This window comes from Nostoc sp. 'Lobaria pulmonaria (5183) cyanobiont' (assembly GCF_002949795.1).
In the GTDB taxonomy this organism is placed as follows: Bacteria; Cyanobacteriota; Cyanobacteriia; order Cyanobacteriales; family Nostocaceae; genus Nostoc.
In genome coordinates, this window is record NZ_CP026692.1 from 5,057,584 (window position 1) to 5,077,417 (window position 19,834).

Consider the following 19,834-nt stretch of genomic DNA (forward strand, 5'->3'; position numbering starts at 1 on the left):
CTGATGTTGGTTATCAGCAGGTAAGCGTAGGCGTAGACCGTCGTAGACATCGCACCCATAATCGCCTCAACTGGGTGCTTGTATCATCCCGCTATAAGCTCTCTTATTTCTATGCCGTCAGAGCATCAAGTTTAGCCAGTATTCTTAAACCTTCTTCTGGATTCCCAGTTACAGCCATTGCTTTAAATCTGGTATTGGCATCAAATTCTGCTAAAGCTATGGTGGAAAGTTCTTCAATCAGCTTATTTACACTTATGCCTTTAGCTTGAGCAAGTTCTTTTAATCTGTTGTGTTTTTCGTCTGGTAAACGAATAGTTAAAGTCGCCATTTTTGTTTAACTCCTAATAATTTCTTCGGGTTTTAAGATTGATAAGTTAGGAAATAACAATTCAGCATTTTGGAAATCTTTAATATTATGAGTGGCAATAATTTGAGCATTACCAGCAACCGCTAATTCAATTAAGTGGTTGTCAGCTTCATCTTTTAAATTAGGCCGCCATAAGTAGTAAATATAAATCCATTGACTTACGCTCATAAATGATGCGAGTAAAGCAGAAATTTCTACACTTGTTAAAGGGCATTTGGCGATAATTTCTTCTCGCCCAATAACTGACTCATACTCAGTAAATAAAGCGTTTCCCATCAAAGGCTGATATTCGCCTTTCAAGCAGCGTCGAATGAGTTCTCTACTCGAACCCTTAGAGCTAATAAGCGCACTAATAAAAACGCTGGTATCAACTACAATTTTAATCGCCATGTTTACATGGTAGCATATATGCTATCACTACTGCCCCAGTCAAAAAAACCTCTTAACAAGATTATCAACAGATATGCGTAGCCCGTCTTAGACATCACATTACGAATTCCGCGCAGTGCTACTAGCCTTCAACTTTGGATAAGCAATCCGTTTGTGATGAAATTGCTGCCAAACATCCACAAATATCTGGGCAATTTGTGACATTTCTTCCCGTTTTAGTCCTGAATCTACGAGTTGATTGTCTTGCCATTTGGCACGTAGAATATTATTTAGCATTGTTAAAGCTTGTTCGCTGGAAACATCTTTAAGCGATCGCTTCTCTCCCACAGATTTAGCTGATACTTGCAGCGATCGCAGCGCTGCTTCACAGGAATCTGCTAACATGACAATTCCGGTTTCTCGTGATTGGGGAATTGGCCCATCGTAGCGAAAATCTGCGTCGTCTACAGTTAAACTTGGATCTGAGTGAGCCATTTGCTGGGCTTGGTGATGGAAATAAGCAATCAGCATCGTTCCCTGATGTTCTGGAATAAAAGCTTGAATCGCCGTAGGTAAAAGGTGTTTACGCGCCATTACCAACCCTTCAGTTACGTGCTTTTTGATAATTTCTGCACTCTTCCAAGGATCTTTAATCTCTGTATCGTGTTTATTCGGCCCGCCCATTTGATTTTCAATAAAGCCAAGAGGGTCGTGCATTTTGCCAATATCGTGATATAATGTTCCAGCCCTGACTAGTTCAACATTGCATCCTAATTTTTTGGCAGCAGCTTCAGCAAGAGTGGCTACAAGCAGCGTATGTTGAAAAGTTCCCGGAGTTTCAGTAGCGAGTCGTTTTAATAAAGGGCGGTTAGGGTTCGCCAGTTCTGCTAGGCGAATTGGGGTAACTAAATCAAAAACTTTTTCTAGATAAGGACTCAAACCCAAGGCGATAACACTCCAGCCTAAGCCGGATAAAGCAAATAATCCCGCTTCTTGCAAGACAATATACCAGGTTGAACCAAATACTTGACCAATTAAGATTTTAACTAGAAGGTAAATGCCACCCTGAGTTAAGGCGATCGCAACGCCTAGTAATGCCAACTCTTCACGCGATCGCAATCGTTGGGCAATGTAACTACCTAATATTCCTCCTCCTACACCAGCTAAAAGCGCAGCCTTGCTCATATCCAAGCTAATGCCTAATATCGGCCACAGCAGGCCGACAACTGTCAACCCCAAAGTCGGGCCGTAAAAGCTTCCCAACAATAAACCAAGGGCGCTCCAGGTGGTATAGGGCAATCCGATTACGATTACTCCTGGCACACTCAGAGTTAGCAATAACACTAATAGGCGATCGCGTTGTCGCAATTCATAATCAATATGGCGTTCTACCCAGACAAAAATGCCAATAGCGATCGCAATAATGCCTCCTAACTTTACCAACTCCTGCCACTTTATCTCCCGGCGAATCAGGTGATAATGCTCCAGTACCTCAAAGTTCCATGCAGTAATCTGCTCTCCTTTTTTGACAATCACCTCACCATGCCGTACCTTCACCATCGCACGTGGCACATCAGCCGCAGCCTTTTGAGCGTTTTGTCTGGTTTGTTCTTCATCTTTTTGCAGATTCGGCTTGAGTACAGCTAACAACAGATTCTTTGCCAATGTTTCAGCGGATTCTGGTACAAAGGTCTGTAATTGTAAACTCACCGCATCTTGTAAGATGTTTTTTGGCAGTCCCTGTGGAATGCCTTGGGTGAGAATCCTCTCTATACTTTGATGGATTCCTATTTGTGTTTTTTCCCATTCCACATCTGATAAATCCAAAAGGAGAGATTCTTCATATACTGCTGCTGGGCTAACAGTCTCTAACTGTAAAAGCTTAGTAGTAGCTTGGGTATATCTTTGACGTGTTTGGGAAATTTGGGCAATCAGCAAGGACAAGCTTTTCTCAGAAGTTTTGAAATGGAAAGATTCTAGTTCTGCTTCTGCTTGAGTAAAGTCAGTATTTTGAGAAAAATCAACTGGTTCTGTCTTTTCTGGACTCTGGGAATCAGATTTGGGTGGTATTGTATGCGGCTGGCGTTTCTGATTGGGTGCAGCGATGGATGATGGAGGGGATGAAGCGGTAGTTTGTCTTATTGCTTTCTTCGGCTGATTTTTATTATTTTCTACAGCTGCTAGTAGTGCTTGCCATTCTAAATCAGGACAAGAGCGCAGGTAACGTTGGGTAGAGATGGATAAAACGACAGGATCAAAAAAAGGAAAAGCTCCAGCAACGGCGCGAATTTCATTGCCATCATCTAGAAGTTGTTGCAAATTTTCGTTAATTTGCTGGTTCATTTGCGCATCAAGCATCAACACTTGTAAGGAGCTTTGACTGACGGCTTTGCGCTCGGCTTCTGTTTTTTTCTGATCTTCGATGCTAGCTGTGTAAGGCGCTGTAATCGTTTGGGGCGCGGGATGTCCGACTTGGAGTTGAGTCTGATTGTATAATTTATGCCCAGTAATACCTGTGAGAGATACTACAGCGATCGCCAAAATCACCGAGTAACGCTGTTTATATGCCCAATCTAAAGGGACTGCATAAATGCTACTCTTAGTTTTAACCGATTTTGCCTTTGACCTTAGCGCTCTTTCTTGTTTTTGGCGTTTGCTTTTCTCATTAGTTTTTGATAAAAACAGGAATACATTCTTGAGCATAGTCCTTAGAAGTTCCCTTCTATGGATTTTACCTTTGGGACTTCTCATTAACTTTCCCTTTCGGCGTAGTGTTTTGTACTGTCGCCGCCAGTGAGTCAATTGCTGGTTCAAGAACTGCAAAAATTTATGCATTTTCATTATCTCTGCCTGCAATTGCCAACTTTGATAGCTCAAAAAAAAGACAATCATCAGGAAAGTTTAATCTGCGGCTGCTGCAACTCGGTGGCGGAGGCTTTTTATGTTACTGATTTGCCACAATAGCTAGCTACAGAATCAGTCCAAGGGTTTGCGGAAAAATTTTATTTAGTATATGAGATTAATACACTGTTGCGGAAGTTTGCCTACCTTTAACCCCTTATCTGATTAATTAAGATTAACGCGATCGAATAACGCGAGGAGCTGCGTAAACTGAAAGCGGAGCCACCTCACATCCCTCCTCTGTTAACTCCCATGAATCTAAGGTAAGATTATACACTCCTGACCATACCGCTACAAATGCATCGGTCAATTCTAACATTTGGGAAAAGCTAGTTAGTCCCCATGCTGAAGAATTCCTCTGCAAGAGCAGGACTTGCCAATTGACAGGAATTCCGCCTGTACCGTTATATGCTCCCGATAAAGCACCAGTAATTGCACCTGTAGCCTGCGATCTTAGAGGCGTAGCATCTTGCACTTGAGAATTGCCATTGTGAGTAGCCTGCAAAACTGTAAGGCGAAAGTCCTCTAAAGTACTCAAAAAGCAGTAGAATGCCATAGCAATAGTGTTACTGAGTTTTTCTTCCTTAGCAAACTCAGCTTGTGTCGTTGATAATCCAGCCCCTTGCTCTAATAAATTCTGGACTCTTAATAATTTTTTTGGTATTGATGTCGGTGTTTCTCCGATAAAAGAAATTGTTTGTGGGATAAGAGTTAGAGGGTTGAGTTTTTCAGTTAGGGCAAGAGCGATCGCATATCCTACTGCTAGTGTTCCATCCCTGACTACTGGGTCATCTTCCCAGATTTTCAGCACACGCAGCAAGTTTTGTCGGAGCTTAATTGGATTTTCGTGAAAAAAGAGTGCTACAGGTAATGTGGCAATAATTACTTTTATCGAGATGTGATCAGTTGCTATTAAATGAGGAGATTCTTCTTGCTGACGCTCTATCCAATCATCTAAATCTAATCTACCCAAGGCAATCAAACTCTGGATACCCAGAACCGCCATTCTCCCTAAATCTAGGTAACTCTCAAACTGTACTTTACCATCAGAAGCTAAACTCCCCCCCAGTAATGCTCCGAGTAAAGTTCCTTTAAACCGACTTATAGGAGAGTAACGCATAAATTATGTAGTTAAAAGTCAACAGTGAGGAGTTAATGAAATATTACTAATTCCTAACTTTACTACCAACTACCAATTTTTAACTTCTAACTCTTAACTCTTAAATGCTCTATCAAAGCTTGTAAGCCCAATAAGTAACTTTGAACGCCAAAACCACTTATTTGCCCGATCGCAACTGGGGCGATGTACGAATGATGGCGAAATTCTTCCCGGCGGTAAATATTACTCAGATGTACTTCCACTGTGGGCAAATTAACAGCAGCGATCGCATCTCGCAAGGCCACACTTGTGTGGGTGTACGCTCCTGCATTAATCAGAATTCCCTGATGTTGCCCTAACGCACCATGAATAGTATCTACCAAAATTCCTTCATGATTTGACTGCAAAGGAAAAACTTTCGCCTGTAATTTGAATGCTTCTTCTTCTAACAGGCGGTTAATTTCAGCTAGTGTCAAGGAACCATAAATTCCTGGTTCTCGCTGTCCTAGCAAATTTAAGTTTGGCCCATGCAGTGCCAGAATACTTAAGGGCTGAAACGCCGAATTTACCACTGTGGGGTTAGTGGCGACGGCGCGAGCGATCGTTCACAGGAATCGGAATCAGTTCCGGTTCCGGTTCAGCCTCTGGCCCTAATAGGCTTTCGATTAGCCTACGAGCTAATTCCTTAAGCTTTTCCAGCACCTTTTCTATATAGTCCATGAACTGACCGCTCCTGAGATACTACCTCAATTTTTGATTAACAGGTACGCAGAAAATAACATACTTTCGCACCTCTGGCTTCCAATCGGGCTGATACACAATCCCGCATTTGGGACATAAGCCACTTCTAAAATTTAGCGTTGTGTTTTCCCTTACTTTTTAGAGTATCACACTTGAACCTACTGAACTGTATCCTATCAAGGATGGATATCAAGGGTCAAGAGTTAAAAATCGCACTTTAGATAGACTATTGAGTAGGAATTTTAGATTTTAGATTTTGGATTAAGAGAATTTTAGGGTTCATACCTCGTCCATTATGGGCGAAATAAATCTAAAAGACGCTCCTTCGTCGCTAACGCTAGCGTAAATCTAAAATCCAAAATTAGCTGACTTGTCACTAAGTAGGTAGGCGTAATTAAACATAAGATCAAACCTCACCCTCAATCCCTCTCCTTAGCAAGGAGAGGGAAGCCGGAGGCAGGGTGGGTTTTATATTTAATTTGACTTACTTACTTAGTACATCGCGGCGGAAATAAACATACCATTCCAAATGAAGGAAAAGCCCGGAATACAATTCTTTTGACTTTTGACTTTTGCGCAGCGGTACTAGCCTTCTGTGACCTTTTTCTTTGCAGCGGTTGTTGATGATTTAGCAGTTGACTTAGATTTGGAACTCGTTGATTTACTCGTTTTGCGAGTCGATTTCCCGGTCGATGTCTTAGCTGCCAACAAGTTCAGCGCCGCCGCCAGGGTTACATCTTCTACCGTTTGACCTTCTGGGATACTTACATTAGTTTTGCCATACTTGATGTAAGGACCATAGGGGCCATCGTAGATGTTAATTGTTTCCCCGTCCTCTGGATGCGTACCCAATTCGCGTAAGGCTGCTTTAGACTTGCTGTTGGTGGAACTGCGTCCCTTTTTTGGTTCTGATAACAATTCCAATGCACGTTCTAAGCTAATTGTCAACACATTGTCAGCAGCTTTCAGGGAGCGGTAGTCTTTCCCCTCCTTACCCTGGTCATGAACCACATAAGGGCCAAAGCGTCCCAAACTTGCTTGAATTTTGCCGCCAGTAACTGGATGAACCCCTAACGTCCGGGGTAGTGCCAACAGACCAACAGCCATTTCCAGGGTAACGGTTTCTGGGGTGACACCTTTGAGTAGGGAGGCTTGTTTCGGTTTGGGATTTTCTTCGGTTTTGTCACCCAATTGGACATAAGGCCCGTAAGCACCAATTTTCACATAAATTGGTTCGCCAGTTTCGGGATGGCGACCTACTTGATCAGGTCCTGTAATTTTTTGCCGCAGCAATACTTCCACCTGTTTGGGGTCGAGGTCAGCTGGTGTCAGGTCTTTGGGAATTGAGGCGGTGATAACTCCCTCACCATTTTCGACTTCAATATAAGGGCCATATTTACCAATGCGGACTTTGGCATCTAGATTTTCCAGTTCTACAGTCCTAGCTTTGGTGGCATCAATTTGACTTTCCTGCTCTTTTACCAGCGTTTCCAGTCCTTTTTCTCCTAAATAAAATTGCTGCAAGTAGGGTAGCCATTTCGCTTCACCTGTGGCAATGTCATCGAGAGTTTGCTCCATCTTCGAGGTGAAACTAGGATCGACGATGTCCGGGAAATGTTTCTCCAGCAAGTCGGTGACGGCAAAAGCAGTGAAGGTGGGAATGAGAGCGTTAGTCACCAAATGGGCATAACCCTTGTCGATGATTGTGCCAATGATGCTGGCGTATGTACTGGGACGACCGATACCTTCGCTTTCTAAGGTTTTCACTAAAGAAGCTTCGGTGTACCTAGCTGGCGGTTGAGTTTCGTGCCCAACGGCTTCTAGCTCTGTACAATTTGGACGATCTCCCACTTTTAGATTCGGCAAAATTACTTCCTGGTCTTCCAGTGCTGCTTCCGGGTCGTCTGAGCCTTCAACGTATGCACGTAAGTATCCTGGAAAGTCAATCCGTTTGCCAGAAGAACGAAATCCAGCGTCCTCGACTTGCAATTGCACGGTAATTTGAGTTTGGCGGGAATCAGCCATTTGACAGGCGACAGTCCGCTTCCAAATCAAATCGTAGACAGCAAGTTCCCGACCACCCAAACCAGTTTCTTGGGGAGTACGGAAGCTGCTACCTGCTGGACGAATTGCTTCGTGCGCCTCTTGTGCGCCTTTGGATTTGGTGGTGTATTGCCGGGGTTGGGGACTGAGGTATTGTTGACCGTAAAGCTTTTCTACACAACTCCGAGCAGCTGCGATCGCTTGATCTGACAAATGTACCGAATCTGTCCGCATATAGGTAATATACCCCTGCTCGTACAAATTCTGGGCAACGCGCATGGTGTCACGGGCTGAGAGGCGCAGTTTCCGGTTAGATTCTTGTTGCAACGTCGAGGTGGTGAACGGTGGCGACGGTTTGCGCGTCACTGGGCGTTCTTCGATGTCGTTAACATTCCAGGTTTTTCCAGTTAGGCGTTCCTTGAGCGCTACCGCTTGTTCTTCGTTGAGCAACAAGACATTGCGACCTGCGGTAATTTGTCCGGTTGTGGCGTCAAAATCACTACCATTAGCGATTTTGGTTCCTCCCAATGTTACTAATTGGGCACCAAAGGGGGTTTTTTCCTTTGATAAACTAGCTTTCAAATCCCAGTACGTACCCTCATGGAAGGCGCGGCGTTGGCGTTCCCTAGTGACTAAAAGCCGCACAGCTACAGATTGCACTCGCCCAGCAGATAATCCCCAGGCGATTTTTTTCCATAGCAGGGGAGACAGGGTATAGCCCACCAGTCGATCTAAAATCCGTCGGGTTTCTTGGGCACGAACCAACTGCTCATCAATATTGCGGCAGTTTTTCAGAGCTTTTTTAATCGCCTCTTGGGTTATTTCGTGAAACACCATCCGCTTAGTCGGAACTTTCGGCTTCAGTAGTTGGTATAAATGCCAACTAATGCTTTCACCTTCCCGGTCTTCGTCCGTTGCCAGAATCAGTTCATCTACATCCTTGAGGGCATCTTTGAGCTGGGTAACAATTTTCTTTTTGTCTTTCGGGACAACATATACCGGTTCAAAGTCGGCGTCCACATTTACCCCTAGCTGCGCCCATGTTTCCCCCTTGACGGCAGCGGGAATTTCACTAGCCGATTGGGGTAGGTCACGCACATGACCCATAGACGCCTCCACCCGATAGCCTGATGGCAGGTAGTTGCGAATGGTACGAGCTTTGGTTGGAGATTCGACGATGACGAGAGTTGACATGGAAATTTCAATAAAAAGAAGAGCTACTAAGCTAAACAGTCAAATTGAGGTAACTTTTGCAAATTGTCAAGATAAATGGTCACGCTTAGGGCGGTGATTTAATCCTCACATAAACTGCCTGCTTGGGAGAAAATGCGCTGAACTTAGGGCCCAGTCTTTCTCAGAGGATAGGGGAGGGAAACGCTGGGTGTGAATTTCCAGCTATTTCAATCTTTAACTTATCTAACGCATAATTGGCGACTACAGTTTTCAAAATACCCCGCAAGAAGTGTAATACGTCAACATCTTTTGTCAATGAGGGGACTGGGGACTAGAAAAAAGTTTTCTTAATACCCAATGCCCACTTTCATAAAGCTTGTGCCAAAATTAAACCAAACTTGAGAGCAAAATCGAAGTGGGGTTTGTACCCATGTCAGGAAAGCAAAACCATGCAACCAATTCGTCAGGGTGATGTTATTTTAGTGCCTGTGCAACAGGTTGAAGGACAAAAAATACCTCACTTAACTTTGGCAGAAGGCGAAGTTACTGGGCATAAGCATCGCATTACTGAGGGAAACGCAGAATTATATGAGAAAGATAGCACACTTTATTTGCGTGTCTTTTCAGAGTCGGCATTGCTTGCCCATGAGGAGCATAAAGCTATTTCTATTCCCCAAGGTGATTGGATGGTGAAAATTCAGCGGGAATATGAGCCTGAAGGTTGGCGTTATGTCGCTGATTGAAAAGTTAACGCCTGAGCAAGAGGCTTTGATTCCAGTTTATCGGGAAAAGTGGAGAGCGATCGCTCTTTCAACTGAGCGAATTGATCGTGAAAAAGCGGCGGAATCGGTAAAAGTTGTTTATGCTGCCTTTGGTGTTGAAGTACCTGAAATTGTTTTTTGTGATAGTCCGTATGCTGCTTTTAGTGAGATATTTCTGGATAAATTTGACCAATTAATACAAAAATTGGAATTTCCTATTATTAGTAGATTAAATAAATCATCTGTAAGCCGAATAAGAAAGCAAGAAAAAGTTTTTCAGCCTCTACCAGAACTCCTCGGTAAGCAAATAGACTTTTTTCATGAAGTAATGAATTCACCAATATTTCAGACAATAGATACCAAAATATTATATAATTGTCTTTATTTGGAATTGGATAGTAATGGTTGGGATTACGGACATGGACTATTCTATACACATCTCCAACCTGAACTCATTACCAAAATATATGAAAAGTTACATCAACCTGGGACAAAACTACATAACCGGATTGGAAAGCGATTGTGGTTTTTTCTAAGAAAAAGTTTAGGTTCTCATATAGGGAACGTTTATTGGAAATCCTGGCAACCAGATAAAAATGCTACAGTAGCTAGTGTATATGATTTTTATTTTAAGGTTTTAAATTTTGATTATGATGTGAAAAAATTCCAGCACTTTCAATCATTGATTATAGAATGTGGCTGGATTTTTGGTTTTGAAAAAGTAGCAATTATCTGCGATCGCCCCCTTCACCTGCGCTTCGACAATCAAAATCGCCTCCACGCTGAAGGTGAACCCGCCATTGAATTTACTGATGGATATAGCCTCTACTCCTCTCACGGCGTAACTTTGCCTGAAAAATATGGTAAAATCCACCCGCAGCAATGGCAATCTCAATGGCTTTTAACAGAAGAAAACGCCGAACTACGGCGAGTGTTAATTCAGGGTATTGGTTACGCTAGAATTTGCCAAGAATTACAAGCAATTGAATTAGATAATTGGCAAGAATATACACTATTAAAAATTGATAACAATGTGGATATCGAGCCGATTTATTTATTAAAAATGACTTGCCCTAGCACAAGCTTTATTCATGCCTTGCGAGTTCCACCAAGTATGAACTCAGCGCGTGAAGCGATTCGCTGGGTTAATTGGGGAGTAGATTCAGAGGAATTTGGTGTGCAAACTTAATTGCTTAAGAGACTTTCCCCATTTATAACGGGTTAATCACTACCCAATTTATTGATAAAATCCCCATGTTCAGCAGACTGCAAACCTGCTTGTAAAACCTTCAATACACCCTGCATATTACCTGCTAATAACTCCGTCGCCGCTAACCACAACCCTGGAAAAACCCGACTTCGCAAAATTCCTTCATTGTCAGGTATTAATTCTAGATATTCACCCTGTTCAAGAGAAAACCAAGTCAATTTTTGGTCTAAAACTTGCCAAACAATATATTCTTTGACACCGTTGCGACGATAAGCCTGTTTTTTGCCATGAAGATCGATAGCCGCACTACTAGCAGCAATTTCCACAACTAACTCTGGCGCACCTTCAATATAATCATCTTCACTCAGCCGCGTTTGACCTCCTGCTTCCGGTTCAATCAACAGAACAGCATCGGGTTGAGGTTCGTTATCTAAGTCTAAGCGGACGGTAGGTTCAACTCCCAACGCTACACCAGGAGTCGCAGCTTCGTAAGTACCAAGCCATGTCAAAATCCAACCATGCGGTTGACCGTGACTTCGGAAACGCCCAGCAGCAGGCATAATATAGACAATCCCTTCGGTTAATTCAGCTTTTTTCAGGTTATGGGTGGCATTATAGCGACGCTCAAATTCATACCGGGTGAGTTTTTCGCCATTTTCCAAAGGAGGAATTGTCCAAAGCTGGGAGGGGGTTTTCACCATAATTGTTGTACTGAAAATGAGCTTGTGTACATCTTAGCGAATTAGGTAAAAACGCAACCGACTAGGGAATGAGGGACTTCTGACCTCACTTCCATTCCTCTCTCCTAAAAAGAGAGAGGCTTTGAATCTTACTCCCCAACGCTAGCAGGGAAGGGGCTGGGGGTTAGGTCTAATTTACCGGAACATTAAGATTTTTTTACAAAAATAACAGCAATATTGTTTAAATTGATAGCTGCATCCCAAGCATTAAATAGGTTTCAGCTATATCGCCTCACCTAAAACCCGCAACAAACCTTATTTTTTTTCAGCCAGCAGGTTTGAGAAAATCAGAAACGATTTAATAATCAAGTACTTATAAGTAGATGGGCTGAATTCAAAGATAATACCTCTCTCCAAACCTCTCCCCTTCCCTGCTAAGGGCACGCTGGGCGATGCCTACGGCGGTAAACTACGCACCGAAGGGGTTGGTGGTAAGCTCTATCTTATATTTTTTACGCCCACTTACTTAGTTATTTGAGTTTAAAAGGGAGACACAAACATGAAATTGGCTTACTGGATGTATGCTGGTCCAGCCCACATCGGCACTCTGCGAATCGCTAGTTCTTTTAAAAATGTTCATGCGATCATGCACGCCCCCATTGGCGATGACTACTTTAACGTCATGCGCTCTATGCTATCGCGGGAGAGGAATTTTACTCCGGTGACAACCAGTGTCGTCGATCGCAACGTTTTAGCACGCGGCTCCCAAGAGAAGGTGGTAGATAACATCGTCCGCAAGGATGCCGAGGAACACCCAGATTTGATTGTGTTAACTCCCACCTGCACCTCCAGCATTTTGCAAGAGGATTTGCACAACTTTGTCGAACGGGCGCAGTTGGAAGCGAAAGGAGATGTAATGCTGGCGGATGTGAACCACTACCGCTACAACGAACTGCAAGCCGCCGATCGCACTTTGGATCAAATCGTCCAATACTACATTGAAAAAGCCCGGAAGCGCGGCGAATTGCCTGAGGGCAAAACAGCAAAGCCCTCAGTTAACATTATCGGTACTACTACCCTTGGTTTTCACAATAATCATGACTGCACCGAACTCAAACGGCTGATGGCTGACTTGGGGATTGAGGTAAATACCTTAATTCCTGAAGGTGCTTCGGTGTATGACTTGAAAAAGATGTCCCAAGCCTGGTTTAACCTAGTACCTTACCGCGAACTCGGTTTGACCACAGCCCGTTACCTGGAAGAACAATTTGGCACACCCTATATAGACATTACCCCAATGGGTGTAGTGGAAACTGCCCGTTGTATTCGCAAGATTCAGCAGGTAATCAACGCTCAAGGTGCAGAAGTTGACTACGAAGACTTCATCAATGAGCAAACCCTGTATGTATCTCAGGCTGCTTGGTTCTCCCGTTCGATTGACTGTCAAAACTTGACTGGCAAAAAAGCTGTGGTCTTTGGTGACAATACCCACGCCGCCGCCATTACCAAGATTCTGGCGCGAGAAATGGGGATTCATGTTGTTTGGGCTGGAACCTACTGTAAATATGATGCAGACTGGTTCCGCGAACAGGTTAGCGAGTATTGCGATGAAGTGCTAATCTCCGAAGATCATGGTGCAATTGGGGATGCGATCGCTCGTGTTGAACCCTCTGCCATTTTCGGTACACAAATGGAACGCCACGTTGGTAAGCGCTTGGATATTCCTTGCGGCGTAATTGCTGCACCAATCCACGTCCAAAACTTCCCCATTGGTTACAAACCATTTATGGGTTATGAAGGGACGAATCAGATTACAGATTTGATCTACAATTCCTTCACTTTGGGAATGGAAGATCACCTGTTAGAAATCTTTGGCGGTCATGATACCAAAGAAGTTATTACTAGAGGAATTTCTGCTGATTCTGATTTGAATTGGACAAAAGATGGTCAAGCAGAATTGAATAAGATTCCGGGATTTGTGCGTGGAAAAGTGAAGCGTAATACTGAGAAATTTGCGCGCGATCGCGGTTTCAAGGAAATCAATGCCGAGGTGTTATACGCTGCGAAGGAAGCTGTCGGGGCTTAGTTTCAGAGCTTAACAATATCAGCAGTCAGCCCTGGAAGTTGACTGCTGAATTCTTATGTGAGTAGAGCCAGGAAACTACCTGGTCTTTTTATTTAGTGTTTTAGACCAAGAAGAAAGTTTGCCTACAGTATTGGAGAGAATATTGGACTTACTTCCACATAGAAGCGTGACTGGCAAGTATCCTAAATCTTCGGTTTGCCGCATAGTACATTGGGTTGAAAGCAGATTAATCAGTTCTGGAAAATTCCGTTTAGTACGAAGTTCAAAAAGAAGCCTAAATTTATCTTGGATTTAGTCAGCCCTCCACCATACCACAAAACTTTTTTGCAAGAGGTCTAATGGACGTTGCTTGTCTCTACATGGGATCTGATGCAAGTTGAAATTATATTAATGATTATCGAAAAAGGCAGGAGGTAGTCTTGGTGGAGGCATTTATCTTGAATCCAAATGCTCAGAACTAACTTTATATAAGAGCATAGTTGTTGGGGAGCTTGCGGTTTAAGACTCCCATCCTACAAGTGAGGCTTATATGGACATTTACGCGATCACCATCACTACGTTCGTGGAGCGTTTGGAAGACAAGATAGGCGTTACAGTGAGTCTAGCGGTATAGAAGGACTTCAAATATTTATAATGAGTTTTTGAGAAAAAGCTAAAAACTAGACTAGGCAAGAAATACAGATGATCCGACCGCGTAAGGTTTTTGCTCAACATTGGCTCAAAAGTGAAAAGGCACTCGACGCAATTATTAAAGCAGCAGAGTGTACAGAAAGCGATCGCTCCCTCAAAGGCGATCGCGTCCTGGAAATTGGGCCTGGAACTGGCATTCTAACTCGTCGTTTATTACCCTTAGTGCAATCTCTGGTTGCGGTTGAAATAGACCGCGACTTATGCCAAGTGTTGTCAAAGCAGCTTGGTAAGACTGAAAATTTTTTACTGCTGCAAGGCGATTTTCTCACTCTAGATTTACCATCTTATCTGGCAGCCTTTCCCAATTTTCAACAGCCAAATAAGGTAGTAGCCAATATTCCCTACAACATTACAGGGCCAATCATTGAGAAACTACTCGGTACGATCGCTAACCCTAACCCCGAACCATTTGACTCAATAGTGTTGCTGGTACAAAAAGAAGTGGCAGAAAGGTTATATGCTAAACCAGGATCGAAAGCCTTTGGGGCGTTGAGTGTGCGGGTACAGTATTTGGCTGAGTGTGAGTTAATCTGCACAGTCCCAGCGGCCGCATTCCATCCACCGCCAAAAGTCGATTCAGCAGTAGTGCGATTGCGCCACCGAAAAATAGAGATACCAGCACTTAATCCCCGACAGTTAGAAAATTTCTTAAAGTTGGGGTTTGGTGCCAAACGCAAAATGTTACGAAATAATTTGCAATCAGTTATAGAACGCGATCGCTTGAGCCACTTACTGGAACAATTAAAAATAAATCCCCAAGCCAGAGCTGAAGACCTCAGCCTTCAGCAATGGGTAATTCTAGCAAATCAATTGGGAGTGGGGAGTAGGGAGTAAGGAACAAGGCAGATTTTTTTCCATTCCCCATACTTCATTCCCCATTCTCCATTCCCCATTACCCCTTATCCCCAGAGGGGGCCCCACCTTCCCCACTTCCAGAAAATGCGTTCTTACAGCCTAATTGCCCCTGCTAAAATCAACTTGTATCTGGAAATTATTGGCGATGCCTCCAACGGGCTACGCCAACGCCCTGATGGCTATCACGAATTAGCCATGATACTTCAAAGTATCGGACTTGCAGACCAAATTGATGTGCGTTCCATTAGTACTGATACCATTAGGGTTCACTGCAACCACCCACAAGTACCGACAGATAAAAGTAATCTGGCATACCGAGCAGCAGAATTAATGGTGAAGCAATTTCCCGAAGCTTTTGCTAAATATGGAGGCGTGGAAGTTACCATCAACAAGCAGATTCCTGTCGCTGCTGGGTTGGCTGGGGGTTCGACGAATGCAGCAGCTGTTTTGGTGGGGATAGATTTACTGTGGAAGTTGGGATTAACTCAGTCAGAATTAGAGGAGTTAGGAGGTACACTCGGTTCAGATGTACCATTTTGTGTGGCAGGTGGAACTGCGATCGCAACAGGTAGAGGTGAGCAACTTTTTCCGCTGCCAAGTTTGGATAGTATCTATATAGTGTTAGCAAAATACCGCAGTTTGGAAGTTTCCACCGCTTGGGCATACAAAACCTATCGACAACAGTTTGGTCATTCTTATATTAGAGATAGCGACAACTTGACAGCGCGTGCTAATGCAGTTCATTCAGAAGCAATAGTAAAAGCTGTCCTAGATAAAGATGCGGGAGAAATTGCCCGAAAACTGCACAATGATTTAGAACGAGTTGTATTGCCAGACTATCCCCAAGTCTTGCAGTTGCGAGAAGTGTTTGCAAATCAAGAAGGTGTTTTAGGAACAATGATGTCTGGTTCTGGCCCAACAGTATTTGCTCTTTTTGAGTCTCAACAGCAGGCAGAACAAGTGAAGTTACAAGTTAAAGAAGCAATTCTTGATGAAGACTTAGAATTGTTTGTGACTCGGACAATTACACATGGTATTCAGGTGGCATCTTCAATTTAAATAAATCTTTATTGTTAAATCGAGTATAAGAAATAAGCTGATAAGTTTTTTAGTTCCATAGTTCAAATCGCTAGTAAAGAGGCAGAGATGCAATTTGAATGATAATTAGCTGAGGATAATAATTATTCCTAATGCTCCAATCCAAAATATAACATCTAAAATCTAAATATTATGAATGACCAAAATCTAACGCCGCAAACAGATGCTAAAGAACAGGTGACAGCTAGTCCGTTACGCTGTTTTACTGGGGCGGTGATTTCTGGAGGGATGGGATTTGCAGCGTATTCGCTGATGATTGCGATCGCAACAAATTTTGCTAGTAAACCGATCCATTCAATCAATCCATTGGTGGTGAAGATTTCTTCTGCTGTCCGCACTCTGGTTGTTGGTGTAGTTGCTTTGGGTAGCGGGATTTTTGCTATAGTGGCAATTGGTTTGTTGGCTTTGGGAGTGCAATTATTAGTGCAGCAATTAACGAAGCAAAAAAGTAGTGAAAACTAGTAATTTGCTTTTAATCAGTAACCTAAAGCACAAGTTTTTCTAAAACAGCACGATTTACCCATACTGTGCAAGGAGTTGATTTTATTCTTGCCAAATTTATTTAACACGAGCAGCAAGTGCAGATGCAATGCTACTGGTTGCAGCAATTCTCTGGTCTACTGCATTCCTACTTGTTTAGTCAAGCTTTTTGGGATTGACGTAGACACAAACCCGCTTGTCGTCAGACATCGCTCCTTGAATAGCAGATGTTGTAATTTTGAAATGTAGTATAAAATTTGACTTTAATAGGTTTCAAGTTGACACTTTATAGACTGGCTCAATATTCACGAATTTATGCGGAATTGATACCATCGATACTGAAATTGATAACAGTAACATCATTTATAAGCAAAATTTATGAACACAATCAAGAGATATTGTTTACCGCTTATTTTTATGACAATGGTTGTAAGCCTTGGTAGTTGTAGTTCTAAGCCCACCGCGAGTAATATTGACAGCGCAACGTCATATCCTACCACAGCACCAACGAATAACGTATCTTCTCAAACTCCCAGCCAAATTCCTAGCGTAGCTCAGTTAAGAGAAAAATCTCCTAATCAAGAATCTCCTAAGGAAAATACGCCTTCTCCATCAACTTCTAAAGTCGCTATTAGCAAAACTACTAGCGTAACGCTATACACAAGTGATACTCAATGTCAAAAACTAATTCCAGAAAAGGTTTCAGTGCCAGCCGATGAACCAGTGACAAATGTCGTGAGTAAAATCTTAGAAAAACGAGATACAAGCGACTTTAGCTTGTCTGGGTATCGTGTCAACATCAAAAATGGCATTGCTACAGTTGATTTACGCATATCTCCTGAGTCAAAGCGGCAAATAACTTCTCTTTCTAGTTGTGAACAGTTTGCTCTGTTTGGCAGTCTCCGCAAAACCTTAACGAGTAATGCTCAATGGAATATTAAAGAGGTTCGCTTCACGGAGCGAGGCGAGGACATTGTTCTTTAGTTAAATATTGTAGTAAGTGCTGTCATCAGCTAGCTAAAAAATTTCCTAATCTGAACAGGCAGAGGATTCATGCATCAGCAGTTGTCAAAATGGTGTACGTTCTAGCCAATTGAAAACAACTGTAAATAGTGGTATGCTTAATTTTAGCCATAAGTCTATGGTAGCAATTCGCGGGTGTAATTCAGTGGTAGAATGTCACCTTCCCATGGTGAACGTCGTGGGTTCGAGTCCCATCGCCCGCTTGAAAATTTGTACATTCGCTAATTAAATGTCGCGACTCGCAAATTAGTGTTGTTTTTGGCAAATTAGTAAAGATGCAGTTGATTAGTACCTCTTGCAAAAAAGCAGGACTTACGCAACTGTCACAAGCAATGGCGCGGTTACACCGCGCCGTGCGCCAAACAACTAGGCGATAAACATGGGAACATTCGGACGTTTTAGTTGCTGAACTAAATAATTTGATAGCAATCCATGCTTAATTTGATAGATTGTTTGACCTGTTTTATAAGCTAAATCTTTAAGCCTAAGCCAGACTAAAATAGCGCAAGCAATATGATTTCTTTGAATACGACCCTTACGAGATTGACATGATTCAATGCCAGTCAATTGTTTTAATTCAAAGGTGTTACTCCTCAACCTTCCATCGAACCCTATAGCTACTTTTAGTTATTTTTCTTACATTGCTTAAAAAGTAATGCCTACGGCGGACTGCGGCTACGCACCTCTATCTATTACAAAAGCTTAGTGCGATCGCTTGTATTTTTCTCGCAATTGCGGCAATTAATCAGAACTGTTCACACCAATAAATTTAATAATGTTAGTTCGGTTTTGTAACAAGACTGAAAAGCAAGAAGCTTTTCAGTCCGTAAGAATTTGTTGCACAACTGCGGTAAGTGGGGCTTAATTTAGTTTTTGTTTTTGGATTTGTTCCCATTCCCCTTGCATAGTTTGTAATGCCTTCAAGGTGCGATTTAAACGATCTTTCTTTAACTCAGGAGTTTCTTTTTGGAATAAACTCGGAGAATTTATTACTTTATGTAGTTCAGATTGAGTGAAATGCAAGCGATCGCTCAAACAGAGTTCAAAGATTTCACCATTACCACTACTCACATTTTCTACTAATTGACAATATATATAGTCTTTAGAACTGATTTGACCATTGAGGGCGGTATTAACAATTTCCTCGATTAACTTGTGGTAGCAGTCAGATAAGGAATCAGACAGTGCGGCTGGCGTAGGTTCTGCTGCTAGATTATTTGTTTCAAAAGTAGAGGGATCGGATATTTCTTCTTTAGTTGGCGTTACAAAAGTTTCCTCACAACTAGGGGATTCTTCTTTAGTTGGTGTTGGTAAAGTTTTCCGAGAATTTGTAGGTGAAGAATTTGCTTGGGAATTAGATAAGTAATAATCTGCTAAAGAGCCGCAGAGAAACTCTTCACGAAAGCGGTTTATTTTGGCACGTGACTGGATTTTGCGGTAACGACGTTTCTGATACCATAAACCAGAAATGAGTAAGCCTGCGATGGCTCCTATGCCAACTCCTGCCATAGCAACTTTAGCATCTTCTAAAGCTTGATTTTGTTGCCCAGATTTGACAGTCGCATTGGAAGATGCACTTTGAGCAATAGCATAGTGACTCGCTGAACTTAGCTGCACGCTAGTAACGATCGCCGCAGTCGACAGCATTAATCTAAATATTAACTTTGATTTCCACATAATGTTACAGTTTAAAAATATGTTGTCATTTCTGGAGACTAATTGCCTCCCCAAAGAGTGAATAGTTAATAATCAAACTAATTAGATCCCTCTTTTACTAAAGAAGTTCCACTCTACTTATATAAAAAATAAACTTTCTCAACAGTAGTTTGCGGAAGATGTTCTTATTTTTTAACATTATTTGTGCGTCTAGGAATTTTGACAAAGCCATATATTAATACCATTTCTCAAAGTATCTGTATGAGGTATTTCGTCAAATGGTGATGACTTATAGCGATCGCATAATCAAGCAGCATTGAGTTCAGTAGGCAATAGTCGAAGATGTGCGATCGCCACGAGGCTCTTTATTAGTATTACATATTACTAAGCATCATGTTTATAATGACATGAAATTGTTAGTGCAAAAGCAGAAGTTGGCATGGATGTGATCAGTGCGTCATCGATTTAATTTCTCTGTATGCAGTTTTGTTTATAGAATAGGTGCTATTTATAAAGCAGATTGAACTCATTTGGAAAGTTGTTATTTATTTTACCTCCAATCAGCTTTTGGAGTTACCGTGCTACTTGAGTAAAAGTGTTAC

16 protein-coding genes, 1 tRNA gene and 1 pseudogene are annotated in these 19,834 nt (G+C 42.4%); 8 read left to right on the forward strand and 10 right to left on the reverse strand.

Features of this window, described 5'->3' with window-relative positions; genetic code table 11:
• Positions 1-109: 109 nt before the first annotated feature.
• The 7 genes from NLP_RS22335 to topA all read right to left on the reverse strand — a co-directional run bounded on the left by NLP_RS22335 (position 110) and on the right by topA (position 8,714).
• Entirely contained in the window at positions 110-328 is a 219-nt protein-coding gene (locus NLP_RS22335; protein WP_104908281.1) for a toxin-antitoxin system HicB family antitoxin, read from the reverse strand.
• 6 nt (positions 329-334) lie between these two features.
• On the reverse strand, positions 335-757 hold the full coding sequence (locus tag NLP_RS22340) for a putative toxin-antitoxin system toxin component, PIN family (protein WP_104908282.1): 423 nt from the start codon (positions 755-757) through the stop codon (positions 335-337).
• A 99-nt stretch (positions 758-856) separates the two neighbouring features.
• Positions 857-3,577 (reverse strand): HD family phosphohydrolase, encoded by a 2,721-nt coding sequence (locus NLP_RS22345; RefSeq protein WP_199784876.1) that lies wholly within the window; start codon positions 3,575-3,577, stop codon positions 857-859.
• 235 nt (positions 3,578-3,812) lie between these two features.
• Positions 3,813-4,757: an ADP-ribosylglycohydrolase family protein gene (locus tag NLP_RS22350; protein WP_104908283.1), complete on the reverse strand. Its 945-nt coding sequence runs from the start codon at positions 4,755-4,757 to the stop codon at positions 3,813-3,815.
• Positions 4,758-4,843: 86 nt separating this feature from the next.
• Positions 4,844-5,308: a type II 3-dehydroquinate dehydratase gene (gene aroQ, locus NLP_RS22355; RefSeq protein ID WP_199784669.1), complete on the reverse strand. Its 465-nt coding sequence runs from the start codon at positions 5,306-5,308 to the stop codon at positions 4,844-4,846.
• A gap of 7 nt (positions 5,309-5,315) precedes the next feature.
• Complete coding sequence (locus tag NLP_RS34290) at positions 5,316-5,456, reverse strand: hypothetical protein (RefSeq protein WP_012410890.1); 141 nt, start codon at positions 5,454-5,456, stop codon at positions 5,316-5,318.
• A 606-nt stretch (positions 5,457-6,062) separates the two neighbouring features.
• A complete protein-coding gene (gene topA, locus NLP_RS22360; protein WP_104908284.1) occupies positions 6,063-8,714 on the reverse strand; it encodes a type I DNA topoisomerase in 2,652 nt (883 codons plus the stop codon).
• Positions 8,715-9,142: 428 nt separating this feature from the next.
• Here topA and NLP_RS22365 point away from each other — a divergent pair, with 428 nt between their 5' ends.
• Positions 9,143-9,436, forward strand: a complete 294-nt coding sequence (locus tag NLP_RS22365; RefSeq protein WP_104908285.1) for a hypothetical protein — start codon at positions 9,143-9,145, stop codon at positions 9,434-9,436.
• The gene (locus tag NLP_RS22370; protein WP_104909979.1) at positions 9,429-10,643 is read left to right on the forward strand and encodes a DUF6745 domain-containing protein; all 1,215 of its coding nucleotides are present in this window, start codon (positions 9,429-9,431) and stop codon (positions 10,641-10,643) included. Before NLP_RS22365 ends, NLP_RS22370 begins: the two co-directional genes overlap by 8 nt.
• 32 nt (positions 10,644-10,675) lie before the next feature.
• On the opposite strand, the gene NLP_RS22375 is transcribed toward NLP_RS22370, so the two are convergent.
• Entirely contained in the window at positions 10,676-11,365 is a 690-nt protein-coding gene (locus NLP_RS22375; protein ID WP_104908286.1) for a Uma2 family endonuclease, read from the reverse strand.
• Between the two features lie 538 nt (positions 11,366-11,903).
• Here NLP_RS22375 and bchB point away from each other — a divergent pair.
• From bchB to NLP_RS22405, 6 genes are all read left to right on the forward strand, one after another.
• Positions 11,904-13,430, forward strand: coding sequence for a ferredoxin:protochlorophyllide reductase (ATP-dependent) subunit B (gene bchB / locus NLP_RS22380; RefSeq protein WP_104908287.1), 1,527 nt, complete (start codon positions 11,904-11,906; stop codon positions 13,428-13,430).
• A gap of 681 nt (positions 13,431-14,111) precedes the next feature.
• Positions 14,112-14,954, forward strand: a complete 843-nt coding sequence (gene rsmA / locus NLP_RS22385) for a 16S rRNA (adenine(1518)-N(6)/adenine(1519)-N(6))-dimethyltransferase RsmA (RefSeq protein WP_104908288.1) — start codon at positions 14,112-14,114, stop codon at positions 14,952-14,954.
• A 105-nt stretch (positions 14,955-15,059) separates the two neighbouring features.
• Positions 15,060-16,034: a 4-(cytidine 5'-diphospho)-2-C-methyl-D-erythritol kinase gene (gene ispE / locus NLP_RS22390; protein ID WP_104908289.1), complete on the forward strand. Its 975-nt coding sequence runs from the start codon at positions 15,060-15,062 to the stop codon at positions 16,032-16,034.
• Between the two features lie 171 nt (positions 16,035-16,205).
• Complete coding sequence (locus NLP_RS22395) at positions 16,206-16,535, forward strand: DUF3082 domain-containing protein (protein ID WP_094353499.1); 330 nt, start codon at positions 16,206-16,208, stop codon at positions 16,533-16,535.
• A 435-nt stretch (positions 16,536-16,970) separates the two neighbouring features.
• Complete coding sequence (locus NLP_RS22400) at positions 16,971-17,537, forward strand: GerMN domain-containing protein (protein ID WP_234017027.1); 567 nt, start codon at positions 16,971-16,973, stop codon at positions 17,535-17,537.
• 170 nt (positions 17,538-17,707) lie between these two features.
• A tRNA-Gly gene (locus NLP_RS22405) sits at positions 17,708-17,779 on the forward strand.
• Between the two features lie 163 nt (positions 17,780-17,942).
• Here NLP_RS22405 and NLP_RS36205 read toward each other — a convergent pair.
• Together NLP_RS36205 and NLP_RS22415 are read right to left on the reverse strand one after the other, a co-directional pair.
• Positions 17,943-18,189: pseudogene (locus NLP_RS36205) on the reverse strand (IS701 family transposase); the annotation flags it as partial.
• A 248-nt stretch (positions 18,190-18,437) separates the two neighbouring features.
• A complete protein-coding gene (locus tag NLP_RS22415; RefSeq protein WP_104908291.1) occupies positions 18,438-19,223 on the reverse strand; it encodes a hypothetical protein in 786 nt (261 codons plus the stop codon).
• Positions 19,224-19,834 lie beyond the last annotated feature (611 nt).